The sequence below is a fragment of the Hymenobacter sp. UV11 genome (assembly GCF_004684095.1).
GTDB lineage: Bacteria > Bacteroidota > Bacteroidia > Cytophagales > Hymenobacteraceae > Hymenobacter.
Map to the genome: position 1 here is coordinate 37,206 of NZ_SRII01000008.1, position 17,344 is coordinate 54,549.

The window sequence follows — 17,344 nt, forward strand, 5'->3', positions numbered from 1 at the left end:
CCCGAGCAGTAGCGGACTTGGGCTGCCCAGCCGGGGGTAGGGCCGCGCATAAGGAAAGCGGCCTTCTATCTTCGCCGGCATGGGAATAAAAGCCGCCTTGAGCCGCCCGCTGGCCGCCTACACCGTGCACCGCTACCAGCAGTGGCAGCGCCGGCCCGCCGCCACCCAGCAGCGCCTGTTGCATGAGCTAGTGCGCACGGCGGCCACCACGGCCTTCGGTCGCGCCCACGAGCTTGGCGCCATCCAAACACCCGCCAACTTTGCGGCCCGCGTGCCCATCCGCGACTACGAGGCCCTGAAGCCCTATTTCGACCGCGTGAAGGCTGGCGAGCCCAATATCCTGTGGCCCGGCCGGCCGCTGTACCTGGCCAAAACCAGCGGCACCACCAGTGGCGCCAAGTACATCCCCATCACCAAGGCCAGCATCTCGAACCACATCAACGGCGCCAAAGACGCGCTGCTGCACTACGTGGCCGCCACCGGCCGGGCGCGCTTCCTTGATGGCAAGCTGATTTTCCTGTCGGGTTCGCCCGAGCTGGAGGGGGTAGGGGGCATTCCCACGGGACGCCTCTCGGGCATCGTGAATCACCATGTGCCCGCGTATTTGCGCCGCAACCAACTGCCCAGCTACGCCACCAACTGTATCGAAGACTGGGAAACCAAGCTCGACGCCATCGTGACCGAAACGCTGGGCCAGAAGCTGACGCTCATCTCCGGCATTCCGCCCTGGGTGCAGATGTATTTCGACCGCCTCACGGCCCGCACCGGCCGGCCGGTGGGCGATATTTTTCCGCAGTTCAACCTTTTTGTATCGGGCGGCGTGAGCATGGAACCCTACCGCGCCCGCCTGCTCGAAAGCATCGGCCGGCCCGTGGACAGCATCGAGCTATTCCCGGCCTCCGAGGGCTTCCTGGCCTTTCAGGACCAGCCCTGCAACCCCGGCCTGCTATTGCGCCTCGATAGCGGTATTTTCTTCGAATTTGTGCCCGCTGAGCGCTTTTTTGAAGACAACCCGCCCCGCCTCACTATCGCCGACGTGGAGCTGGATAAGCAGTACGCCCTCGTCCTCACCTCCAATGCCGGCCTCTGGGCCTACTCGCTCGGCGACACCGTGCGCTTCGTGGACCTGCACCCGCACCGCGTAGTCGTCACGGGCCGCATCAAGCATTTTCTGTCCGCGTTTGGTGAGCACGTCATTGGCGAAGAAGTGGAGGCCGCCCTGCGCGAGGCCGTGCGCCAGCACCCCGAAACGGAGGTTACCGAGTTCACCGTGGCCCCGCTCGTGAGCGAGGACAAAACCCAGCTCTCGCGCCACGAATGGCTGGTCGAGTTCGCCTACCCCCCCCATGATGCTCCAGCCTTCGCCGCCGCCCTCGACACGGCCCTGCGCCAGCGCAATACCTATTACGACGACCTGCGCCAGGGCAATATCCTGGTGCCGCTGCTGCTCACGCCGCTACCGGCCGGCGCCTTCCAGCGCTATATGAAAAGCGTGGGCAAGCTCGGCGGCCAGAACAAGGTGCCAAGGTTGGGCAATGATAGGGGGGTAGCGGAGGGGTTACTTGGGTGTTAATATAAAAATTTCGCGCAGTGTTTCGGGGTGTTAAATCGCAGTGTTTCGCAGTGCCATTCTAATAAAACACTGCGAAACCCTGCGGTTCAACACCCCAAAACACTGCGCGAATTCTAACGCAGAAGACGGCTTAAAATACCGCCTTCGTGATGGCGAACCGCGGCGAGGTGGCGGTGTACGGGTACAGCACGAAGGCCTCAGTCGAGTTGCGGCGAGTGATGGTGGTGGCGCTCACGGCGCCCGTGGCGAAGCTGCCGGTGGGGCGGGTGGTGGCCCAAGCATCGCTGCTGGTCATGCGGAACACCGTGTTTTGGCTGCCCGCCACCACGAGGAGGGTCGTGTTGTCGAGCAGTAGCATGCCGTCGGCGCCTACCAGGCTCTGGGTGCTGGTCACGGTCGTGAAGCCGGTGGGGTTGGCAACCGGTACTTTGAACAGCGTCCCATCGTTGGTTTTGGCTACCAGCAGATAGCCATTGGGGTGAAACACAATGCCATTGAGGCCAAAGCCGGAGCCCCCGCTCAGCTGCGCGTTTTCCAGAAAAACCGTGGCCACGCCCTGCGCATCCACCTTATAAATAATGGGCGACAGGCTATCGGTGATGTAGGCATTTCCCTGCGCATCGACGGCGATATCGTTGGCAAAGTGCGGCAGGGTAGGCCGCAACGCACCCAAATCGACGTAGCTGAGCAGCGCGCCGCTGCTGGGATTGAAGATGGCGAGCGCCGCTAGCTTGCGCAACGTAGCGGCCGAGGTGCGGGTGGTGTTGACCCCGATATCCGACACGGCGGCCAGCAGGCGCTGGCGGGGAACATCCAGGTTCAGGCCGATGGTCGAAACCAACCGGGCATCGTCGGCCAACTGGGTATAGGTGCTGTCGTCGCGCACGGTGCCGATGCGCCCCTGGGTGCGCGAGCTCACAAGGAAGCGTTTGTTGGTTTCGTCGTACTGAATGCCCTCGGGTGAGAGCGCCCGCTGCGGCACCGTGATTTTGGCGGGCGAGGCAGCCGGGGCGGAATCTTCGTCTTTGGAGCAGCTTGGCAGCAAGCCCAGCAAACCCGTTGTCAGGGCCAGCAGACCTACCACGCGGGGTAATGCATTTGACCCGGTGCGGGCCGAGAAAGGAATAGAAAACATAAGATGTTGGTTTGATGAACAAAAGGTGAAGAGGCTACCTGTACGAATAGCAGCCTGAAAAGCTGCCGGCAAAGCCCAGCTTATGCATAAAAAAGCGCAAGCGCTGCCACATGAATCACTATGACGCGCTAGCCAAGCTGTAATGCCCGCCGGCCCGGCGCGATATAGCCACTGAGTGCCGCCGCGCCCTACATTTGCTGCGCTACCTTCCAAAGCCCTTCGCCATGAGCCAGATGATTCAGTTCGTTGCCAACTACGACGACCTCTCCACCGACAAAGGCTTCCAGTTTAAGTTTCACTGCGACCGCTGCCGCAACGGGTTTATGTCGCGGTTTCAGCCCAACGCCATCGGCATTGCGGGCAGCTTGCTCAGTGCAGCCAGTAATTTTTTTGGTGGCCTGGGCGGGGTGCAGAGCGCAGCGTACCAGATTCAGCAGGCCGTAGGCGGCACCGCCCACGACAAAGCCCTCGAAACGGCCGTGGCCGAAGGCAAGCAAAATTTCAAGCAGTGCACCCGCTGCGGCCACTGGGTATGCCCCGATGTGTGCTGGAACCACAGCGCCGGCCTCTGCGAAGACTGTGCCCCCGACGAGCAGGAGGAGTTGCGCGCCCAGCAGTCGCAGGCCGCCCGCGAGCAGATTCGCACCAAAACCCGCGCCCACGACTACACCAAGGACCTGGACTTTTTTGGCCGGGGCACCCTGGCGCAGTGTCCCAACTGCCAGGCCCGGCTGGCCGCCGACCAGAAGTTTTGCCCCGGCTGCGGCACCGCCAACCCCGCCGCCCAGGCGCAGGAGCGCCACTGCACCGGCTGCGGCGCCAAGCTGCAACCCGGCCAGAAATTCTGCGGTGAGTGCGGCGCCAAGGGCTAGGGGAGCATCGGGGAAACGCTGAAAATAGCTTGCATAGCTATCCGGCGTTTGCTTGGCGCAGTATCTTGCGCATTGTTTTGAGCCACTCGGGTGGAGCAAGCATGCTGCCGCAGTGGATTTCTGCCAGCTACTTCATGCTGCTTTGCGCCAAGGATTACAATGCTTAGCTATTGTACTACTTATCGCTTTGTGCCAGATAATTTTTGTGGCAATTCCTCGCGCGGCGAGCAGGCCATTCGTATTGCCAGGGAATGAGTCAGCGTTTATTTTACTGCTTGTTGATAGTTGGGGCGGGTCTTGTGCTTTACCTAAGCTGGCTGCCAGCACCTAAAATGGGCTTGGTATGGTTTATTCCGAGCAAAGTGGCCGTGTGGGCCGACGAAAACCGCAACGATACCATTCGAACGGCCGTGCCGCTGGTAGGTTTAGGCTGGCTGGTGGGCGGCTGGCTGGCGCTGCAACACCGGCCCTGGCGGCAGTGGCTGCTGGCCGGCATGGCGCTGGCCGGGCTCGTTGTAGTGGCCGAGGTGGGGCAGCTTTTTCTGGCTAACCGTTCGTTTGACCTCGATGACATTGGGTGGGGTATCGTGGGAGGGGTAGTGGGCCTGGGAACGATAGCGGCCTTGCGGGTGGCTTACCTGGCGGTTAACGCCCTTAAGGGCTGAGCGCACAGCGCTTGCCGGGCTGCCGCCCGCCCCGTAGCTTGCGGCTTCAGCCGGGCCTAACTACCTTCCGGCGACTGGCTTAGCTTATGGAAACTCCGTATCCGACCCTGGCCGAACCCGCGCCTACCCCCCTAGCCGACGCCAGCCTCACCAGCCCCGACCTAGCGCCCACCCCGGCTGCCGCCCGCACCTGGGGCACTTGGAACTACGCCGCGCTCTGGATTAGCATGAGCCTGTGCATCCCGACCTACATGCTGGCCAGCTCGCTCATCCAGGGCGGCATGAACTGGTGGCAGGCCCTGCTGACCATCTTTATGGGTAATGCTATCGTGCTTATTCCCATGATTTTAAATGGCCGGGCGGGCACGCGCTACGGCATCCCGTTTCCGGTGTTTGCGCGGGCCAGCTTCGGGGTGCTGGGGGCCAATGTGCCGGCTATGCTGCGAGCCATCATCGCCTGCGGCTGGTTCGGCATCCAGACCTGGATTGGCGGCTACGCCTGCTACCAGGCGGCCGTGCGCTGGTGGCCGGCGCTGGGCACCCTACCCCCCGTTTTTCCGGCGAGCTGGGGCCTGGCCACGGGGCCGGCCATCACGTTCTTTTTATTCTGGCTGCTGAATATGTATGTGGTGTATTTGGGCGTCGATAGCATTCGCAAGCTGCTGGTGTTCAAGGCATTTTTCTTGCCGGCGGCGGCGCTGGCGCTGCTGTTGTGGGCCATCTCGGCTGGCCACGGGCTGGGGCCGATTCTGGCGCAGCCGTCGCACTTCACTACCCCCGGTGGGTTCTGGAAGTTCTTCTTCCCCTCGCTCACCGGCATGGTCGGTTTTTGGGCCACGCTCTCGCTCAATATCCCCGATTTTACGCGCTACGCCACCAGCCAGCGGGCGCAGCAGGTTGGCCAGGCGCTGGGCCTCCCCCTGCCCATGACGCTGTTCTCGTTCGTGGGCGTGGCTGTCACCTCCGCCACGCTTATCATCTACGGCACCACCATCTGGGACCCGGTGGTGCTGGCTGGTCGCTTCGAGGGCCGCTGGCTCGTGACCGGCGCCATGCTGGCCGTGGCCCTGAGCACCCTGGCCACCAACATCGCGGCCAATATCGTGAGCCCCGCCAACGACTTTGCCAACCTCGCGCCGCAGCGCATCAGCTTCCGCGCGGGCGGCTATGTTACGGGGGTAGTGGGCCTGCTCATCTTCCCCTGGAAGCTCATTGCCGACCCCAGCGGCTTCATCTTCACCTGGCTGGTGGGCTACTCGGCGCTGCTCGGCCCCATCGGCGGCATCCTCATCACCGACTACTACCTGCTGCGCCACCAGGAGCTGTCGCTGAGCGACTTATACCAGCACGAAGGCCGCTACACGTACAGCCGCGGCTTTAATCCCGTGGCCCTAGTGGCGCTGGTGCTGGGCATCTTGCCCTGCGTGCCTGGCTTCCTGGCCGCCATCGGCGTGCTCGACAAAGCGGCGGTGTGGCCCTGGCTGCTGGAGGTGTACAACTACGCCTGGTTCGTAGGCTTTTTCGTAGCGGGCGGAGTGTATTGGGGGCTGATGCGCGGCCGCTTACTGGCGCAAGTTTAGCGCAGCGTAATTAGTACCTATTTTGCGGGGGCGGCTGTGCCTCACACAGAATGAGCTAATAGCACAGTCTCGCCTTGCCGCTGGCGCGGCAGTGGAGGTACAACCTCCACCAGTAAAAAAGGCACGAGTTACGCTGCGCTAAACTCGCGCCAGGTATGCGGGTAGCTATAAGTCGGCTGTAAGGTCAGGAAAGTGTGGTGGCGCCGCTGCCTCTGGCTGCGGGTTTGGCCGGGGCCCTTCAGTCGGGCGCTGGAGCGCTGCGGCCAGGGAGGTGCCCTTAAAAAAGCAGCTGAAGGCCACTGCCGTTAGCCAACTCGCTGCCAGCGGGCCCACGAAATACACCCACAGCGCCGGGTAGCGGCCAACGGCTGCGGCAGTGCCGAGGCTGCGGGCCGGATTGAGGCTCATCCCCGAAAGGGGCGTTTCAAAAATGATGTACACGGCCAATAGCCCGGCCAGCAGCGGCGGAGTAAGCTTTTTCAGCCGCTGCTTATGCAATGTCACGAGCAGCACCAACATCATAAAGCCTGTGATGCTGGCTTCAGCTACTAAGGCCACAGGCCACCCTCCCGGCCCCGGCTTGGTCAGATTATAGTGAACCGCGGGATGGCTGTACCACGGGTGCAGCAGCCACGCCATCAACTCACCCGCTGCCAGGACACCCGTAAACTGCGCCGCAATATACCCTAAAGCATCAATGTTCGAAATACTGCCCAATTGCCAGAAGGACAGCGTAACGGCTGGATTGATATGGGTGCCCGAGCGCTTACCCCAACTGCTGTACGAAAGCCCCAGAATAACCAGCGCCACGACCAGCCCTACCCCGGCACGGCGCAGCAACTCGTGGTCGCCCAGCCACTGCCGCCCAAGAGCCGCCGGGTGGTTGAAGAAAACAGCTGCCGCGCTGGAAAAAACGACGAAGGCCCCAATTCCCAGCGCCTCAATTAGATAGTAAGGCCAGTGCTGCCGCCAAGCCCTGCGCAGATTGGCCCAAGTAAACTGCCTCATCTAAATCAGTATGCACTGTAGGAAAGTCCGCTTAACGTAGGGGACGGCCGTTGTGTTAGGCAAAACCGCGCGCAGAGGCTGGCCGCTCGCGGCAGCCATAGAAGAAAAGCGGCTGAAATTACTACATCAACCTACGCCAACTCAAACTGCAACCGCAGCAAATTGGCGTAGAGCCCGCCCTCGCGGTCGCTCAACTCCTCGTGTGAGCCGGCTTCTACTATCCTACCCCCATCAATTACCAGAATCTTATCCACCTTGCGGATAGTGGAAAGCCGGTGCGCAATAATCAGGCTGGTGCGGTGCTGCATCAGCTCATCCAAAGCACCTTGCACGAGCTTTTCGCTCTCGCTATCGAGCGACGACGTGGCCTCATCTAGAATGAGGATAGCGGGGTTTTTCAGGATGGCGCGGGCGATGGCCACGCGCTGCCGCTGCCCGCCCGAAAGCTTGATGCCCCGGTCGCCGACTACCGTATCGAGGCCCTCAGGGAAGGCCGAAATGAACTGCCAGGTGTTGGCGCGCTGGGCCGCTTCGATGATTTCGGCGTCGGTGGCATCAGGCTTGCCGTAGGCGATATTCTCGCGGATGGTGCCGCCGAAAAGCAGCGTTTCCTGCGGCACGATGCCGATATGGTGGCGTAGCGAGGTGAGGTCGTAGTCCTGCACGTCGTGGCCATCGACCACGATGCGGCCGCCGCTGAGGGGGTAGAACTGCATGAGCAGCCCGGCAATGGTACTCTTGCCCGCGCCGCTGGGGCCGACAAGCGCAATTTTCTCACCCGACTTGATGTGAAAATCAATGTCCTGCAGCACGGGTACGTCGGGACGGGTCGGGTAGCGAAAGGCCACGTGCTCGTAGCGAATATCGCCGCGAATCTGGGCTGGTACTAGGCCGGTGGCCGGCTCGCGCAACGTAGGCTCGGGCGTTTCGTCCAGAATTTCGAGGATGCGCTCGCTGGCGCCCAGCGTGCTCTGCACCTTGCCATATAGCTCGCCCAGGCCCGCTACCGACGCCCCGATGAAGGCCGTGTAAATGATGAACGACACCAGCTGACCGATTTCGAGGTGGCCGGGGCCAGCCGTGTACACGAGGGTGGCGCCGCGCCACAGCACCAAAATAATGCCGCCAAACAGGCCGATAATGACGAACGACACGAAGCCACCCCGGTACAGGTTGCTTTGCAGCGCGGCCTGCACCACCTTGTTTAGCGAAACCTGGTAGCGGGCGGTTTCAAAGCGTTCGTTGGTAAACGCCTTCACCGAATTGATAGCCTGCAGGGTTTCTTCCACAATGGTGTTGGTGTGGGCGAGCTCCTGCTGCGTGGTCTTGGCCAAGGTGCGGATTTTGCGCCCAAACAGCCCCGCGGCTATCACGATGGGCGGGAAGGTGGCGAGCATGAACAGCGATAAGCTCGGCGATACCAGCATGATGAACGTGATGCCACCCAGCAGCGTAAATATCTGCCGGAACAGCTCGGCCAGCGTCAGCGAAAACGTGTCCTGAATCTGGGCCACGTCGGAGGTAATACGCGAGGTAATGGCCCCGACGCGGTTTTGCTCGAAAAACGGAATGGGCAGCTGCACAAACTTGGCGTAGAGCGCCTGCCGGATATCACGCACCGTAAACTCGCTCACCTGCGTGAAAAACCAAATGCGCCCGAACGAGAAAAACCCCTGAAACACAATGACTGTGAACAGCAGCAGCGCAATGCGGTTGATGTCGAGCGTGAGGCCGCCGGGCAGGATGACCGCCTTGTGGTTGGCGGCGTCCACGAGCTTGCCGGCCACCCACGGGAAGGCCATAAACGTGCTGCTGCTGAGCACCAGCATCAGCAGGCCCACCAAAAATTTGGCGCGGTAAGGCAGCACGAAGCGGAAAATCCGCAGGCTACGCTTCAGCGAATCCTTAGTTACTTTCGGTTTGGGCAGGTCGGCCGTGAGGTCGTTGCCACTGGTATTCATGCCGCTTCGAGCCATAATTCAATAAGGCTGGCTAGGAGCCGGCCTGCTTATCTACTAAACGCGAATAGGGTCAAATTGCTTTGAGTTATCCGCTTAAATATTCGCGAAAAGAACGTCAGGCTGAGCCTCTCGAAGCCCGACGTTCTTTTTCGACTTGGTCAACTTCTTTAATTCAGGCCCGGCGCGTCCTTGGCCGAGCGGGGCACTTTGCGGTCATTCTCGAAGCTGGTAACGCCCGCATTGTTAAAGGGCACGGGCACCTGCACCAGCACGGGCACCGGCACGCCGCGCCGGGTGGCGGGCTGCCAGGGGGGTAGGGTTTGCACCACGCGCAACGCCTCGGCGTTGCATTCGGGGGTTAGGCCCTTGGTAACCTTGAGGTTAATGAGCTTGCCATCGGTGCCTACGGTGGCCATTACTATCACGTCGCCGGTCACGCGGGCCTGCTTGGCCTTTACCGGAATCTGCACGTGTTGGGTGAAAAACTCGCCCATCGCCTCCTCGCCGCCGGGGAAGGTGGGCGGGTGGTCGGGCCGGTTTTCGGCGCCGCCGCCGGCTTGCAGCTGCATGTTGCCGGGCGTGAGCACCACGGGCGCTTTGGCGGGGGTAGGCTGGGCCTGGGCCAGCGCGGCCAGGGGCGCGGCCAGCGCTAACGTGAGAATATAAAGGCGCATAGAGGAAAAAAATAAAGTCCGCCAAACCGGCGGCTATCGCCAGGGTTTAGGACAAAATCGGTGCCGCTTCGGTTCGGCTAGCGGGCCGCGATATCAAGAGTAGGCCCAGGTAGATGAGCACGCCGTTAAGCAGCAGGATTTCAAAGCCGAACTTGTAGCCGTTCAGCCACTCCACCGAGTGCGACACGATGAGCAGTGTGAGCCCTACCCCCCCCACGCACACCGGAAGCACCAGCCGCTCGCGCAGCCGCCGCGTGGTGAAGATGCCGAAGGCAAACAGCCCCAAAAGTGGCCCGTAGGTGAAGCCCGCCGCCTTGTACACGGCATCAATCAGGCTCTGCTCATTGAGGGCGCGGAAGATGAGGATAATCACCACCAGCACCACCGACCAGCCCAGGTGCGTGAGCTGCCGCAGCCGCGTTTGCCGCGCCTCCGGGTACTGCTTGATATTCAAAAAATCGACGCAAAACGAGGTGGTGAGCGCCGTCAGCGCCGAGTCGGCCGAGGCGTAGGTGACGGCGATAATGCCCAGAATGAAGATGACGCCCGCCGCTAGGGAAAACTGCGTGGTGGCCAGGTACGGGAAAACCTTGTCGGTATCGAGCGTGCCCCGCACGTTTAGCAGCTGCGGCAAATGGGCCAGGTCGATGCCCTTGGCCGCGGCGTATTGATAGAGCAGCACGCCCAGGGTAAGGAACAAGATATTGACGCCCACGATGACCGGCGTGAACCAGAACAGGTTTTTCTGAGCCTCGCCGAGGCTGCGGCAGCTTAGGTTCTTCTGCATCAGGTCCTGGTCGAGGCCCGTCATCACGATGGTGATGAACATACCGGAGGCAAACTGCTTCCAGAAAAACTTATCGTCCCGAAAATCAGCGAAATAAACCTGCGACATCGGGCTTTCGCGCACCGACGAGATGAGCTGCTTGAACGAGTAGTTCAGCGTATCGGCCATGTAGTAGATGCTCAGCGCTACGCAGCTCAGCATGGCCAGCGTCTGGAAGGTGTCGGTCCAGAGAATAGTCTTGAGCCCGCCCTTAAAGGTGTAGAGATAGATAAAGAAGACGCTGACTATCACCGTGACGTAGAACGGCACGCCCATCGAGTCGAACACCGCCAGCTGAAGCACGCCCGCCACCAGGTACAGCCGCAGCGCCGAGCCCAGCGAGCGCGAAATAAGGAAAAACAGCGCGCCCGTCTTGTAGCTCCAGTAGCCAAAGCGCTGCTCCAGATACGAGTAGATGCTCACCAGCCTCAGCCGGTAGTAGAGGGGTAGGAGCACCGTGCCAATGACCAGGTAGCCCGCCACAAAGCCCAGCGCCACAGCCAGGTAGCTCCAACTTTTGCCATACACATTGCCCGGCACCGAGATAAACGTGACGCCCGAGAGCGAGGTCCCAATCATAGCAAACGCCACCATGTACCACGGCGCGTTGCGGTTGGCCACGAAGAAGCTTTCGCTCGTGGCCCCGCGCGAGGTGAGCAGCGCAATAATGATGAGAACGGCGAAGTAGCCCGCAATCAGGCTCAGAATAAGGGTAGGCGACATGTTCTTGGCTGTTAGCTATTGGCTGCTAGCTGTTAGCTTTTTACAGCAGTCCAATAAGCCGACAAAGCTAAAAGCTATTGGTCCTTAACCGCTAGCCCAGCGCAGGATTGAAAAAGCTACTAGCTAACAGCCAATAGCTAACAGCTAAAAAAAGCTATTCCCAAGCCGGCCAGCGCATAATTTCGCCCACGGCGGGCGCGTGCAGCGCCCCGCGCAGCAGGCCACCGGCCGCCACCTCCGTGAGCAGGCGCAGCGGCTCCGAGGCCGGCTCGTCGCTCAGGTCGAAGGTGCCGTAGTGCATGGGTACCACGTGGCCGGCGCGCAGCACATTGGCCGCCTTGGCCGCCTCGTGGGGGTTCACGTGGCTCTTGCTCATCATATACGCGGGCTTGTAGGCCCCGATGGGCATCAGCACGATGTCGAGCGGGCCAAACGTCTGCTCAATCTGCTCGAAGTGGTCGCCGTAGCTTGTGTCGCCCGCGAAGTAGATAAGCCGGTCGTTGGTTTTAATTAAAAAGCTGCCCCACAAAACTTTATTTATATCGAACAGCCCCCGGCGGCTCCAGTGGCTGGCGGGCAGGTAATAAAGCTCAAACGGCGCATCCGGCCCCAGGTCGTACTGCTGCCACCAGCCGGCTTCCTGCACCGGCAGGCCCGGCGCAATGCCGCGTACCAGCCCCGCCATACCCAGCGACGACAGCACCTTCACCTGCGGATTTTGCTGCGCCACCAGCTTGATGGACTGCTCATCCAGGTGGTCGCGGTGCGCGTGCGAGAGCAGCAGGTAGTCAATGTTGCGTACATCTTCGGGCCGGCAGGGTAGGGGGTGGCGGCGGCGCAAGCCCAGCGACGAGTACAGGATGGGGTCAATGAGCAGGCTCACGCCCTGGATGCGCAATAAAAAGCTCGCGTGCCCCAGCCACACCAGCATATCCTCGTTCGAGAAGAACGCCTCGGCGCAGGGCACCACGGCGGGCGTCCAGGTATCGCGCTTTTTTTCTTCCTTCTGCGGGTTGGCCGTGAGCTGCCAGCGCAGCACCGTACTCATCTGGGGCTCAAACAACGCTTCGCCGTTGCAGAATTCGGAGCCGATGAGCTTGTTGCCCACGTAGCCGGGGCGAATGGTGCGCAACGCCTCGTTGCGGCGGTAGTGAACGGGAGCGGACATAAAGGCAGGGAAAACGAATGACTTAAATCGGCCGCAAAGTTGTTATACTACCGACGTTATCGGCCAAAGTTCGTAAGTTGGTCGGCGCAACGTCCGTCATTCCGTTAAGTACCTTTTTCCTATGAGCGATAATCAGTTTTCATCCGGTTCCGACCGGTCCCTTGCCCATCAGCTCTCGGCCGAAGATGCCGCCCGCATTCAGGGGCAATTTTTTGCGCAGGTCTACGGCTGGATGGCCGCCGGCCTGGCCCTCACCGGGGGGGTAGCCATGTTTGCTGCCGCTTCGCCCATGATAATGGAGTTTATCTTCGGCAACCGCTTCGTATTCTTCGGCCTCATCATCATTGAATTGGTGGTGGTTGGGTTCCTGTCGGCCCGCATCTTTCAGTGGAGCCGGGGCCAGGCCCAGGCCGCCTTCATTGGCTACGCTATGCTCAACGGCCTCACACTGAGCGTAATCTTCCTGGCCTACACGGCTAGCTCCATCGCCTCCACGTTCTTCACCGCCGCCATTATGTTTGGGGTAATGAGCGCATTTGGCTACTTCACCAAGGCTGACCTCTCAGGCTGGGGCAAGCTGCTGAGTATGGCGCTTATTGGCTTGGTCATCGCCATGGTGGTCAATATGTTCTGGGGTAATTCCACCCTCAACCTGCTGGTTTCTTTCGTTGGCGTGATTCTCTTCACCGCGCTGGCTGCCTACGACACCCAGAAGCTCAAGCAGCTGGCCTTCCTTGGCGTAACGGAGGGCGAGGATATGCACGACAAGGCTTCCATTCTGGGCGCGCTGACGCTGTATCTCGACTTTGTGAACCTGTTTCTGTTCCTGCTGCGCTTCTTTGGTCGCCGCCGTTAAAAGCGCCAGATTTTCAGCTTGCTAAGAGCCCGGCCGAGTCATCGGCCGGGCTCTTTTGCGTGGTGCCGGGCCTGATTTTGCAGCCCGAATTGCCGAACTACTAGGCAGTAGCGCGGTTCTAAAGCACAGCCGTTGCCGACCTGCCTGGTAGGGTAGCACGGTTCGCTGATTCACGAGTAATAATACTTCCCCATGAAAGCTTATAAACTGCACGACCCCAAAAACCTCGATAATTTTAAGCTCGGCACCTACGACGAGCCTCATGTGCACGACCATGAGGTCAAAATTCAAGTGAAAGCCGTGTCGCTCAACTACCGCGACTGGGCGCTGGCCAACGGCTGGTTTGGCTACCCCGGCGAAAAGCTGCCCATGATACCGTTCAGCGACGCCGCTGGCGTGGTAACGGAAGTAGGCGCCAGTGTAACGAAGGTGCAGGTTGGCGACCGCGTGGCCGTCAATTTCTTCCCCGATTGGCACGACGGTGCCTTTTCATCGGCTAAAACCCACCGCTCGCTGGGGGGTAGCACCGATGGCGTGCTGGCCGAGTACGTGGCTTTCGACGAAGACGCCGTGGTGAAAGTGTCCGACTCCTTCTCGTTTGAGGAAGCCGCCGCCTTTCCGTGCGCGGGCGTCACGGCCTGGCATTCGCTCGTGACCCAGGCCCAACTGCGGCCCGGCGACACGGTGCTGCTGCAAGGTACGGGTGGCGTTTCCATCTTCGGCCTGCAAATAGCTAAGCTCTTTGGGGCCCAGGTAATTATCACGTCCAGCTCCGACGAAAAACTGGCGCAGGCCAAAGCCCTGGGCGCCGACCACCTCATCAACTACAAGCAAACGCCCAACTGGGAAGACAAAGCCCGCGAGCTAACCCAGGGCGAAGGGGTAGGCTACGTGCTCGAAGTAGCTGGCCAGCTGGCCAGCTCGCTGCGGGCGCTGAAAGCCGGTGGCACCATCTTCCAAATCGGCGCCGTGTCGCCCAGCGATGAGGCCCCCAACCTGCGCATGCTGCCCCTGGCCACCCAGCGCCTGCAAGGTATCTATGTCGGCAGCGCCCAAATGCTGGCCGACCTGTTTAAAGCCTTCGATGCCAATCAGCTAAAACCCGTTATCGGCCAGGTATTTGACTTCGCCAACGTGAAAGATGCCCTGGCCCACATGGGCAATGGCGCGCACTTCGGCAAGATTGTGGTGCGTGTAGGCTAACCCGCGCTGGCAGTGCGCCTAAAAAAAGCCGGCCCGCACGCAGGATGTTCCTCGCGTGCGGGCCGGCTTTTTGGCGTGGTCTGAATCTACTTTGCGGCGCTCGCCAGCCAGGCGGCGCGGTTGTCCTTTTGGGCAGGGGTAGCCGTCATTTTTTCGACGCTTTCCATAGCCTGCACCTGCACGTTGGTGTCCTCGGTGAGCACCACTTGCACGTTGCGCTCCTGGCCGGCGCGGTTGCGCACGCGCACCGGCACCAGGTCGGCGGGCGTGTGGCGGCGCATGATGCCTTCGAGGGTGGCCATATCGGTAATTTTTTCGCCGTCGAGGGTCACAATCTGGTCGCCCCGGTCGATGCCGGCCTTGTACAGGCCCGAGCCGATGGTAGTGTTGCGGTTCAAAATGCAGCGGCCTTCCTCGTCAAACTCCACCTGCCGGGGTAGGGCGGCGGCCAACGCCTTCACCGGCACCACGGCTAGGCCCATCGTAGCCAGGTTTTCGCTGAAGCGCGGGGCCTCGTGCCCATACACGTAGCGCCGGAAAAACGAGCCTGCGAAGGCCGTGTCCTTGGCCACGGTACCCAGCACGCGCTGCAAGTCCTTCACCGTAAAGGCTTTGGCTGGCGCAAACGCGGGCGTCTGGGTCTTGCCAAACTCCTGCCACATGGCCTGCATGTACTTGTCGAGCGAGGTGTGGTAGCGCTGGCGCAGCTGCAAGTCGAGGCACAGCGCCAGGCCCGCACCCTGGATGTAGTACGAGAGGTAGGTATTGTTGCGGTTGGTAGGGTCCAAAGACACGGCCGCATCCACAAAACCGGCCTGCCGGCTCATATCCAGGGCCGAAGCGTAGCGCGCACCCGGCGAGTTGAGGCGCGCATTCACCCAGGAGCTCACTTTTGCGAAGAATTGCTCGTCGTCATAAAAGCCCGCCCGGCGCAAAATCAGCTCACCGTAGTACTGCGTAAAGCCCTCGCCAAACCACAGCGCATCGCTCATATTGACGCGCTGAAAATCGAACGGCTCCAGGCCCTGGGCACGAATGCGCTCGGTATTATAGGAGTGAAAAAACTCATGCGCCACGGTGCCCAGATTGCGTAGCGCGCCCTCTTCGCGCAGGGGTAGGGAGGAGGTCAGCGAGGTCGAGTTGCGGTGCTCCATGCCGTCGCCGCTGGCCTGGGGCAAGTAGTCAGCCAGGAAGGTGTAGCGGCCGAAATCAAACGCCGGATACTCGCCATTGTACACGCCAGCTGCCTCGCGCACCACTTTCTGGGTCTTCTTCACGAAGGCATCGACCTCGGTGGCGGGGCCGGAATAGTAGGTCGCCATCTCGAAGTTGCGGCCGCCGTCCTGCCAGGTGTGCAGCAGCTGCGGGCTGCCCAGCACCGTGGGGCTGTCCATAAAATACTGGAGGTTGGGCGCGGTAAAGGTCGTCTTGTCCTCGCCGGTGGCCCGCAGCTGGGTGGCCACTTTCCAACCCGCGGGCAGCTCAAACTTCACTTCCGTCGGCCGGTTTTCCATTCCCTGCGCATAGCAAAAAACGGCAGGCATATTGAGGTGCGCGTGCTGCTGGTCGATGCCCGCAAAGGTGCCATCGGTGCGGTCGCCGTACAGCGTGTAGTTAAACTGCACCGTGCCATCGGCGCCGGGCGTCACTTCCCAGGAATACGGGTCGGTGCGGTTGATGGGCAGCAGCTTGCCCGCGCCATCAGTAGCCACGGTATAATACACGTTTTTAACGAAGTCGTGCAGGGCGTAGCGGCCCGGTGAAGAGCGCGCCATGCGCACCGTGAGCTTTTGGCCGGGCGTGAGCCCTGCGAAGGTGGCAGCAATGCGTGCCTCGTGGTGCACCGCGTTGGGAAAAGTAACGGCGTAACGCACCGCCGGCCCGGCCCCTACCCCCTGCGCGAGGGTCAGAATAGGTAACCCAGCGCCACTAAGCGCCGATAACAGTCCCTTACGAAGAAGTTTTTTCATAAAAACAAACTGAATAATACTACTAGGTATCTTATAATGGAATGGATACAGTTTTAGTCGATGCAAAGTAAATAGAAAACGAGTTTACTGACTGAGTTCGTCTTCAACAAGCTCAGCAGAGCTAACATCCTGCCATATTAGCGTGATAATCGATTTCTTGAAAAAGTACTGTTTATGCGTAGGGTGCAGCCCAAGCTTTCGTAGCTCGGCGGGCCAGGGCGGCAACTGCCGGGTGCGCAGCCCCACCGTGAGGCGAAAAAACAGGTACATAGCCTTCAATAGCCACCGTCGCCAACCGCGGTGCGCCGGCCGGAAGTCGGCTACCAGCCACGGGGCACCTGGCCGGCGTGCGGCCTCCAGCCGGGCCAGCGCTGCTGGCAGCGCGGCGGCGGCAAAGCAATCGAGCACAAAAAAGGTGATGATAGCGTCGAACTGCTCGCCCGGCCGCAGGGCGGCTTCGGTGCCCTGGCGCAGCTCTACGGTGGCGCCGGGGGGCGGAGGCGAGCGTCGCAGCCGGGCGCGGGTGCGGACCAGCATCGCCGCCGACAGCTCCAGGTACAGCACCTGCGCCTGGGGCCGCTGCCGCCAGATTTCGCTGAGAACCCAGCCCGCACCGCCGCCCAGTACCAGCAGGCGGGGGCTGGGGCTCGGCGGCAGCCCCGCTGCTAGCGCCGCCCGCTGCGCCCGCCGCAGCGCCCCGCCAAAGGCCACGCCCGCCAAGACATCGTAGAAGCTGGCGACCGGGCCAAAATCTATGCCCGGCGGGTAGCCGGTGGCGAGGGGGGTAGGGAAGTTAGACGAAGAGGCCATGAGGACGGAAAAACGCCGGCAAGTTCCGCCCAAACGAGTTTTTGCGACGGGTAGAACCGAATTTTTAGAAAAAAAACGGCGGTGCAAGTGCCTGACAAACAATTTTCCGACTGTTTGGGAATGCCGGCCCGAATTAAAATTGGTGGCGTTTGCTTGTGCAAAGCCTGCCGACTGGTCTATCTTTGTACCATCAAAAGCCCCCGCCGACCGGGTGAGCGGTTTTTGAGCTTCGTTTGCGCTTGTGGCGAAATTGGTAGACGCGCTGTCTTCAGGCGGCAGTTCCGCAAGGTGTGAGAGTTCGAGTCTCTCCGAGCGCACGA

General features: G+C 61.0%; 14 protein-coding genes and 1 tRNA gene. 7 read left to right on the forward strand and 8 right to left on the reverse strand.

Going from position 1 to position 17,344, the window contains the following annotated elements; translation table 11 throughout:
- Positions 1 to 79: 79 nt before the first annotated feature.
- Complete coding sequence (locus tag E4631_RS16120) at positions 80 to 1,573, forward strand: GH3 auxin-responsive promoter family protein (RefSeq protein WP_133657884.1); 1,494 nt, start codon at positions 80 to 82, stop codon at positions 1,571 to 1,573.
- A 130-nt stretch (positions 1,574 to 1,703) separates the two neighbouring features.
- On the opposite strand, the gene E4631_RS16125 is transcribed toward E4631_RS16120, so the two are convergent.
- A complete protein-coding gene (locus tag E4631_RS16125) occupies positions 1,704 to 2,708 on the reverse strand; it encodes an SMP-30/gluconolactonase/LRE family protein (protein ID WP_133657885.1) in 1,005 nt (334 codons plus the stop codon).
- Positions 2,709 to 2,941: 233 nt separating this feature from the next.
- Between E4631_RS16125 and E4631_RS16130 the strand changes: the two genes are divergently transcribed.
- The 3 genes from E4631_RS16130 (at position 2,942) to E4631_RS16140 (ending at position 5,825) form a co-directional block, all read left to right on the forward strand.
- The gene (locus E4631_RS16130) at positions 2,942 to 3,580 is read left to right on the forward strand and encodes a zinc ribbon domain-containing protein (RefSeq protein WP_133657886.1); all 639 of its coding nucleotides are present in this window, start codon (positions 2,942 to 2,944) and stop codon (positions 3,578 to 3,580) included.
- 251 nt (positions 3,581 to 3,831) lie between these two features.
- Positions 3,832 to 4,245: a VanZ family protein gene (locus E4631_RS16135; protein ID WP_135318616.1), complete on the forward strand. Its 414-nt coding sequence runs from the start codon at positions 3,832 to 3,834 to the stop codon at positions 4,243 to 4,245.
- Between the two features lie 86 nt (positions 4,246 to 4,331).
- A complete protein-coding gene (locus tag E4631_RS16140) occupies positions 4,332 to 5,825 on the forward strand; it encodes an NCS1 family nucleobase:cation symporter-1 (RefSeq protein ID WP_133657888.1) in 1,494 nt (497 codons plus the stop codon).
- Positions 5,826 to 5,990: 165 nt separating this feature from the next.
- On the opposite strand, the gene E4631_RS16145 is transcribed toward E4631_RS16140, so the two are convergent.
- The 5 genes from E4631_RS16145 to E4631_RS16165 all read right to left on the reverse strand — a co-directional run bounded on the left by E4631_RS16145 (position 5,991) and on the right by E4631_RS16165 (position 12,185).
- Positions 5,991 to 6,833 (reverse strand): aquaporin, encoded by an 843-nt coding sequence (locus E4631_RS16145; protein ID WP_133657889.1) that lies wholly within the window; start codon positions 6,831 to 6,833, stop codon positions 5,991 to 5,993.
- Positions 6,834 to 6,964: 131 nt separating this feature from the next.
- Entirely contained in the window at positions 6,965 to 8,809 is a 1,845-nt protein-coding gene (locus E4631_RS16150) for an ABC transporter ATP-binding protein (protein WP_240734982.1), read from the reverse strand.
- A 152-nt stretch (positions 8,810 to 8,961) separates the two neighbouring features.
- A complete protein-coding gene (locus tag E4631_RS16155) occupies positions 8,962 to 9,468 on the reverse strand; it encodes a TonB family protein (protein ID WP_133657890.1) in 507 nt (168 codons plus the stop codon).
- A 46-nt stretch (positions 9,469 to 9,514) separates the two neighbouring features.
- Positions 9,515 to 11,017 (reverse strand): sodium:solute symporter, encoded by a 1,503-nt coding sequence (locus tag E4631_RS16160; RefSeq protein ID WP_133657891.1) that lies wholly within the window; start codon positions 11,015 to 11,017, stop codon positions 9,515 to 9,517.
- A gap of 154 nt (positions 11,018 to 11,171) precedes the next feature.
- On the reverse strand, positions 11,172 to 12,185 hold the full coding sequence (locus tag E4631_RS16165; RefSeq protein WP_133657892.1) for an MBL fold metallo-hydrolase: 1,014 nt from the start codon (positions 12,183 to 12,185) through the stop codon (positions 11,172 to 11,174).
- Positions 12,186 to 12,306: 121 nt separating this feature from the next.
- Here E4631_RS16165 and E4631_RS16170 point away from each other — a divergent pair, with 121 nt between their 5' ends.
- Both E4631_RS16170 and E4631_RS16175 read left to right on the forward strand, forming a co-directional pair.
- Positions 12,307 to 13,041 (forward strand): Bax inhibitor-1/YccA family protein, encoded by a 735-nt coding sequence (locus E4631_RS16170; RefSeq protein ID WP_133657893.1) that lies wholly within the window; start codon positions 12,307 to 12,309, stop codon positions 13,039 to 13,041.
- A gap of 192 nt (positions 13,042 to 13,233) precedes the next feature.
- Positions 13,234 to 14,244, forward strand: a complete 1,011-nt coding sequence (locus E4631_RS16175; protein ID WP_133657894.1) for an NAD(P)-dependent alcohol dehydrogenase — start codon at positions 13,234 to 13,236, stop codon at positions 14,242 to 14,244.
- Positions 14,245 to 14,330: 86 nt separating this feature from the next.
- Here E4631_RS16175 and E4631_RS16180 read toward each other — a convergent pair whose 3' ends face one another.
- On the reverse strand, positions 14,331 to 16,214 hold the full coding sequence (locus E4631_RS16180; protein WP_133657895.1) for a M61 family metallopeptidase: 1,884 nt from the start codon (positions 16,212 to 16,214) through the stop codon (positions 14,331 to 14,333).
- Positions 16,215 to 16,298: 84 nt separating this feature from the next.
- Complete coding sequence (locus tag E4631_RS16185; protein ID WP_133657896.1) at positions 16,299 to 17,024, reverse strand: class I SAM-dependent methyltransferase; 726 nt, start codon at positions 17,022 to 17,024, stop codon at positions 16,299 to 16,301.
- Between the two features lie 235 nt (positions 17,025 to 17,259).
- On the opposite strand from E4631_RS16185, the gene E4631_RS16190 reads away from it, so the two are divergent.
- Positions 17,260 to 17,341, forward strand: a tRNA-Leu gene (locus tag E4631_RS16190).
- Positions 17,342 to 17,344: the final 3 nt, after the last annotated feature.

What these genes read in the sequence shown, in the direction of transcription:
- E4631_RS16120 (WP_133657884.1), top strand. Translation starts at nt 80, where the DNA reads ATGGGAATAAAAGCCGCCTTGAGCCGCCCGCTGGCCGCCTACACCGTG.
- E4631_RS16125 (WP_133657885.1), bottom strand. Translation starts at nt 2,708, where the DNA reads ATGTTTTCTATTCCTTTCTCGGCCCGCACCGGGTCAAATGCATTACCC.
- E4631_RS16130 (WP_133657886.1), top strand. Translation starts at nt 2,942, where the DNA reads ATGATTCAGTTCGTTGCCAACTACGACGACCTCTCCACCGACAAAGGC.
- E4631_RS16135 (WP_135318616.1), top strand. Translation starts at nt 3,832, where the DNA reads ATGAGTCAGCGTTTATTTTACTGCTTGTTGATAGTTGGGGCGGGTCTT.
- E4631_RS16140 (WP_133657888.1), top strand. Translation starts at nt 4,332, where the DNA reads ATGGAAACTCCGTATCCGACCCTGGCCGAACCCGCGCCTACCCCCCTA.
- E4631_RS16145 (WP_133657889.1), bottom strand. Translation starts at nt 6,833, where the DNA reads ATGAGGCAGTTTACTTGGGCCAATCTGCGCAGGGCTTGGCGGCAGCAC.
- E4631_RS16150 (WP_240734982.1), bottom strand. Translation starts at nt 8,809, where the DNA reads ATGGCTCGAAGCGGCATGAATACCAGTGGCAACGACCTCACGGCCGAC.
- E4631_RS16155 (WP_133657890.1), bottom strand. Translation starts at nt 9,468, where the DNA reads ATGCGCCTTTATATTCTCACGTTAGCGCTGGCCGCGCCCCTGGCCGCG.
- E4631_RS16160 (WP_133657891.1), bottom strand. Translation starts at nt 11,017, where the DNA reads ATGTCGCCTACCCTTATTCTGAGCCTGATTGCGGGCTACTTCGCCGTT.
- E4631_RS16165 (WP_133657892.1), bottom strand. Translation starts at nt 12,185, where the DNA reads ATGTCCGCTCCCGTTCACTACCGCCGCAACGAGGCGTTGCGCACCATT.
- E4631_RS16170 (WP_133657893.1), top strand. Translation starts at nt 12,307, where the DNA reads ATGAGCGATAATCAGTTTTCATCCGGTTCCGACCGGTCCCTTGCCCAT.
- E4631_RS16175 (WP_133657894.1), top strand. Translation starts at nt 13,234, where the DNA reads ATGAAAGCTTATAAACTGCACGACCCCAAAAACCTCGATAATTTTAAG.
- E4631_RS16180 (WP_133657895.1), bottom strand. Translation starts at nt 16,214, where the DNA reads ATGAAAAAACTTCTTCGTAAGGGACTGTTATCGGCGCTTAGTGGCGCT.
- E4631_RS16185 (WP_133657896.1), bottom strand. Translation starts at nt 17,024, where the DNA reads ATGGCCTCTTCGTCTAACTTCCCTACCCCCCTCGCCACCGGCTACCCG.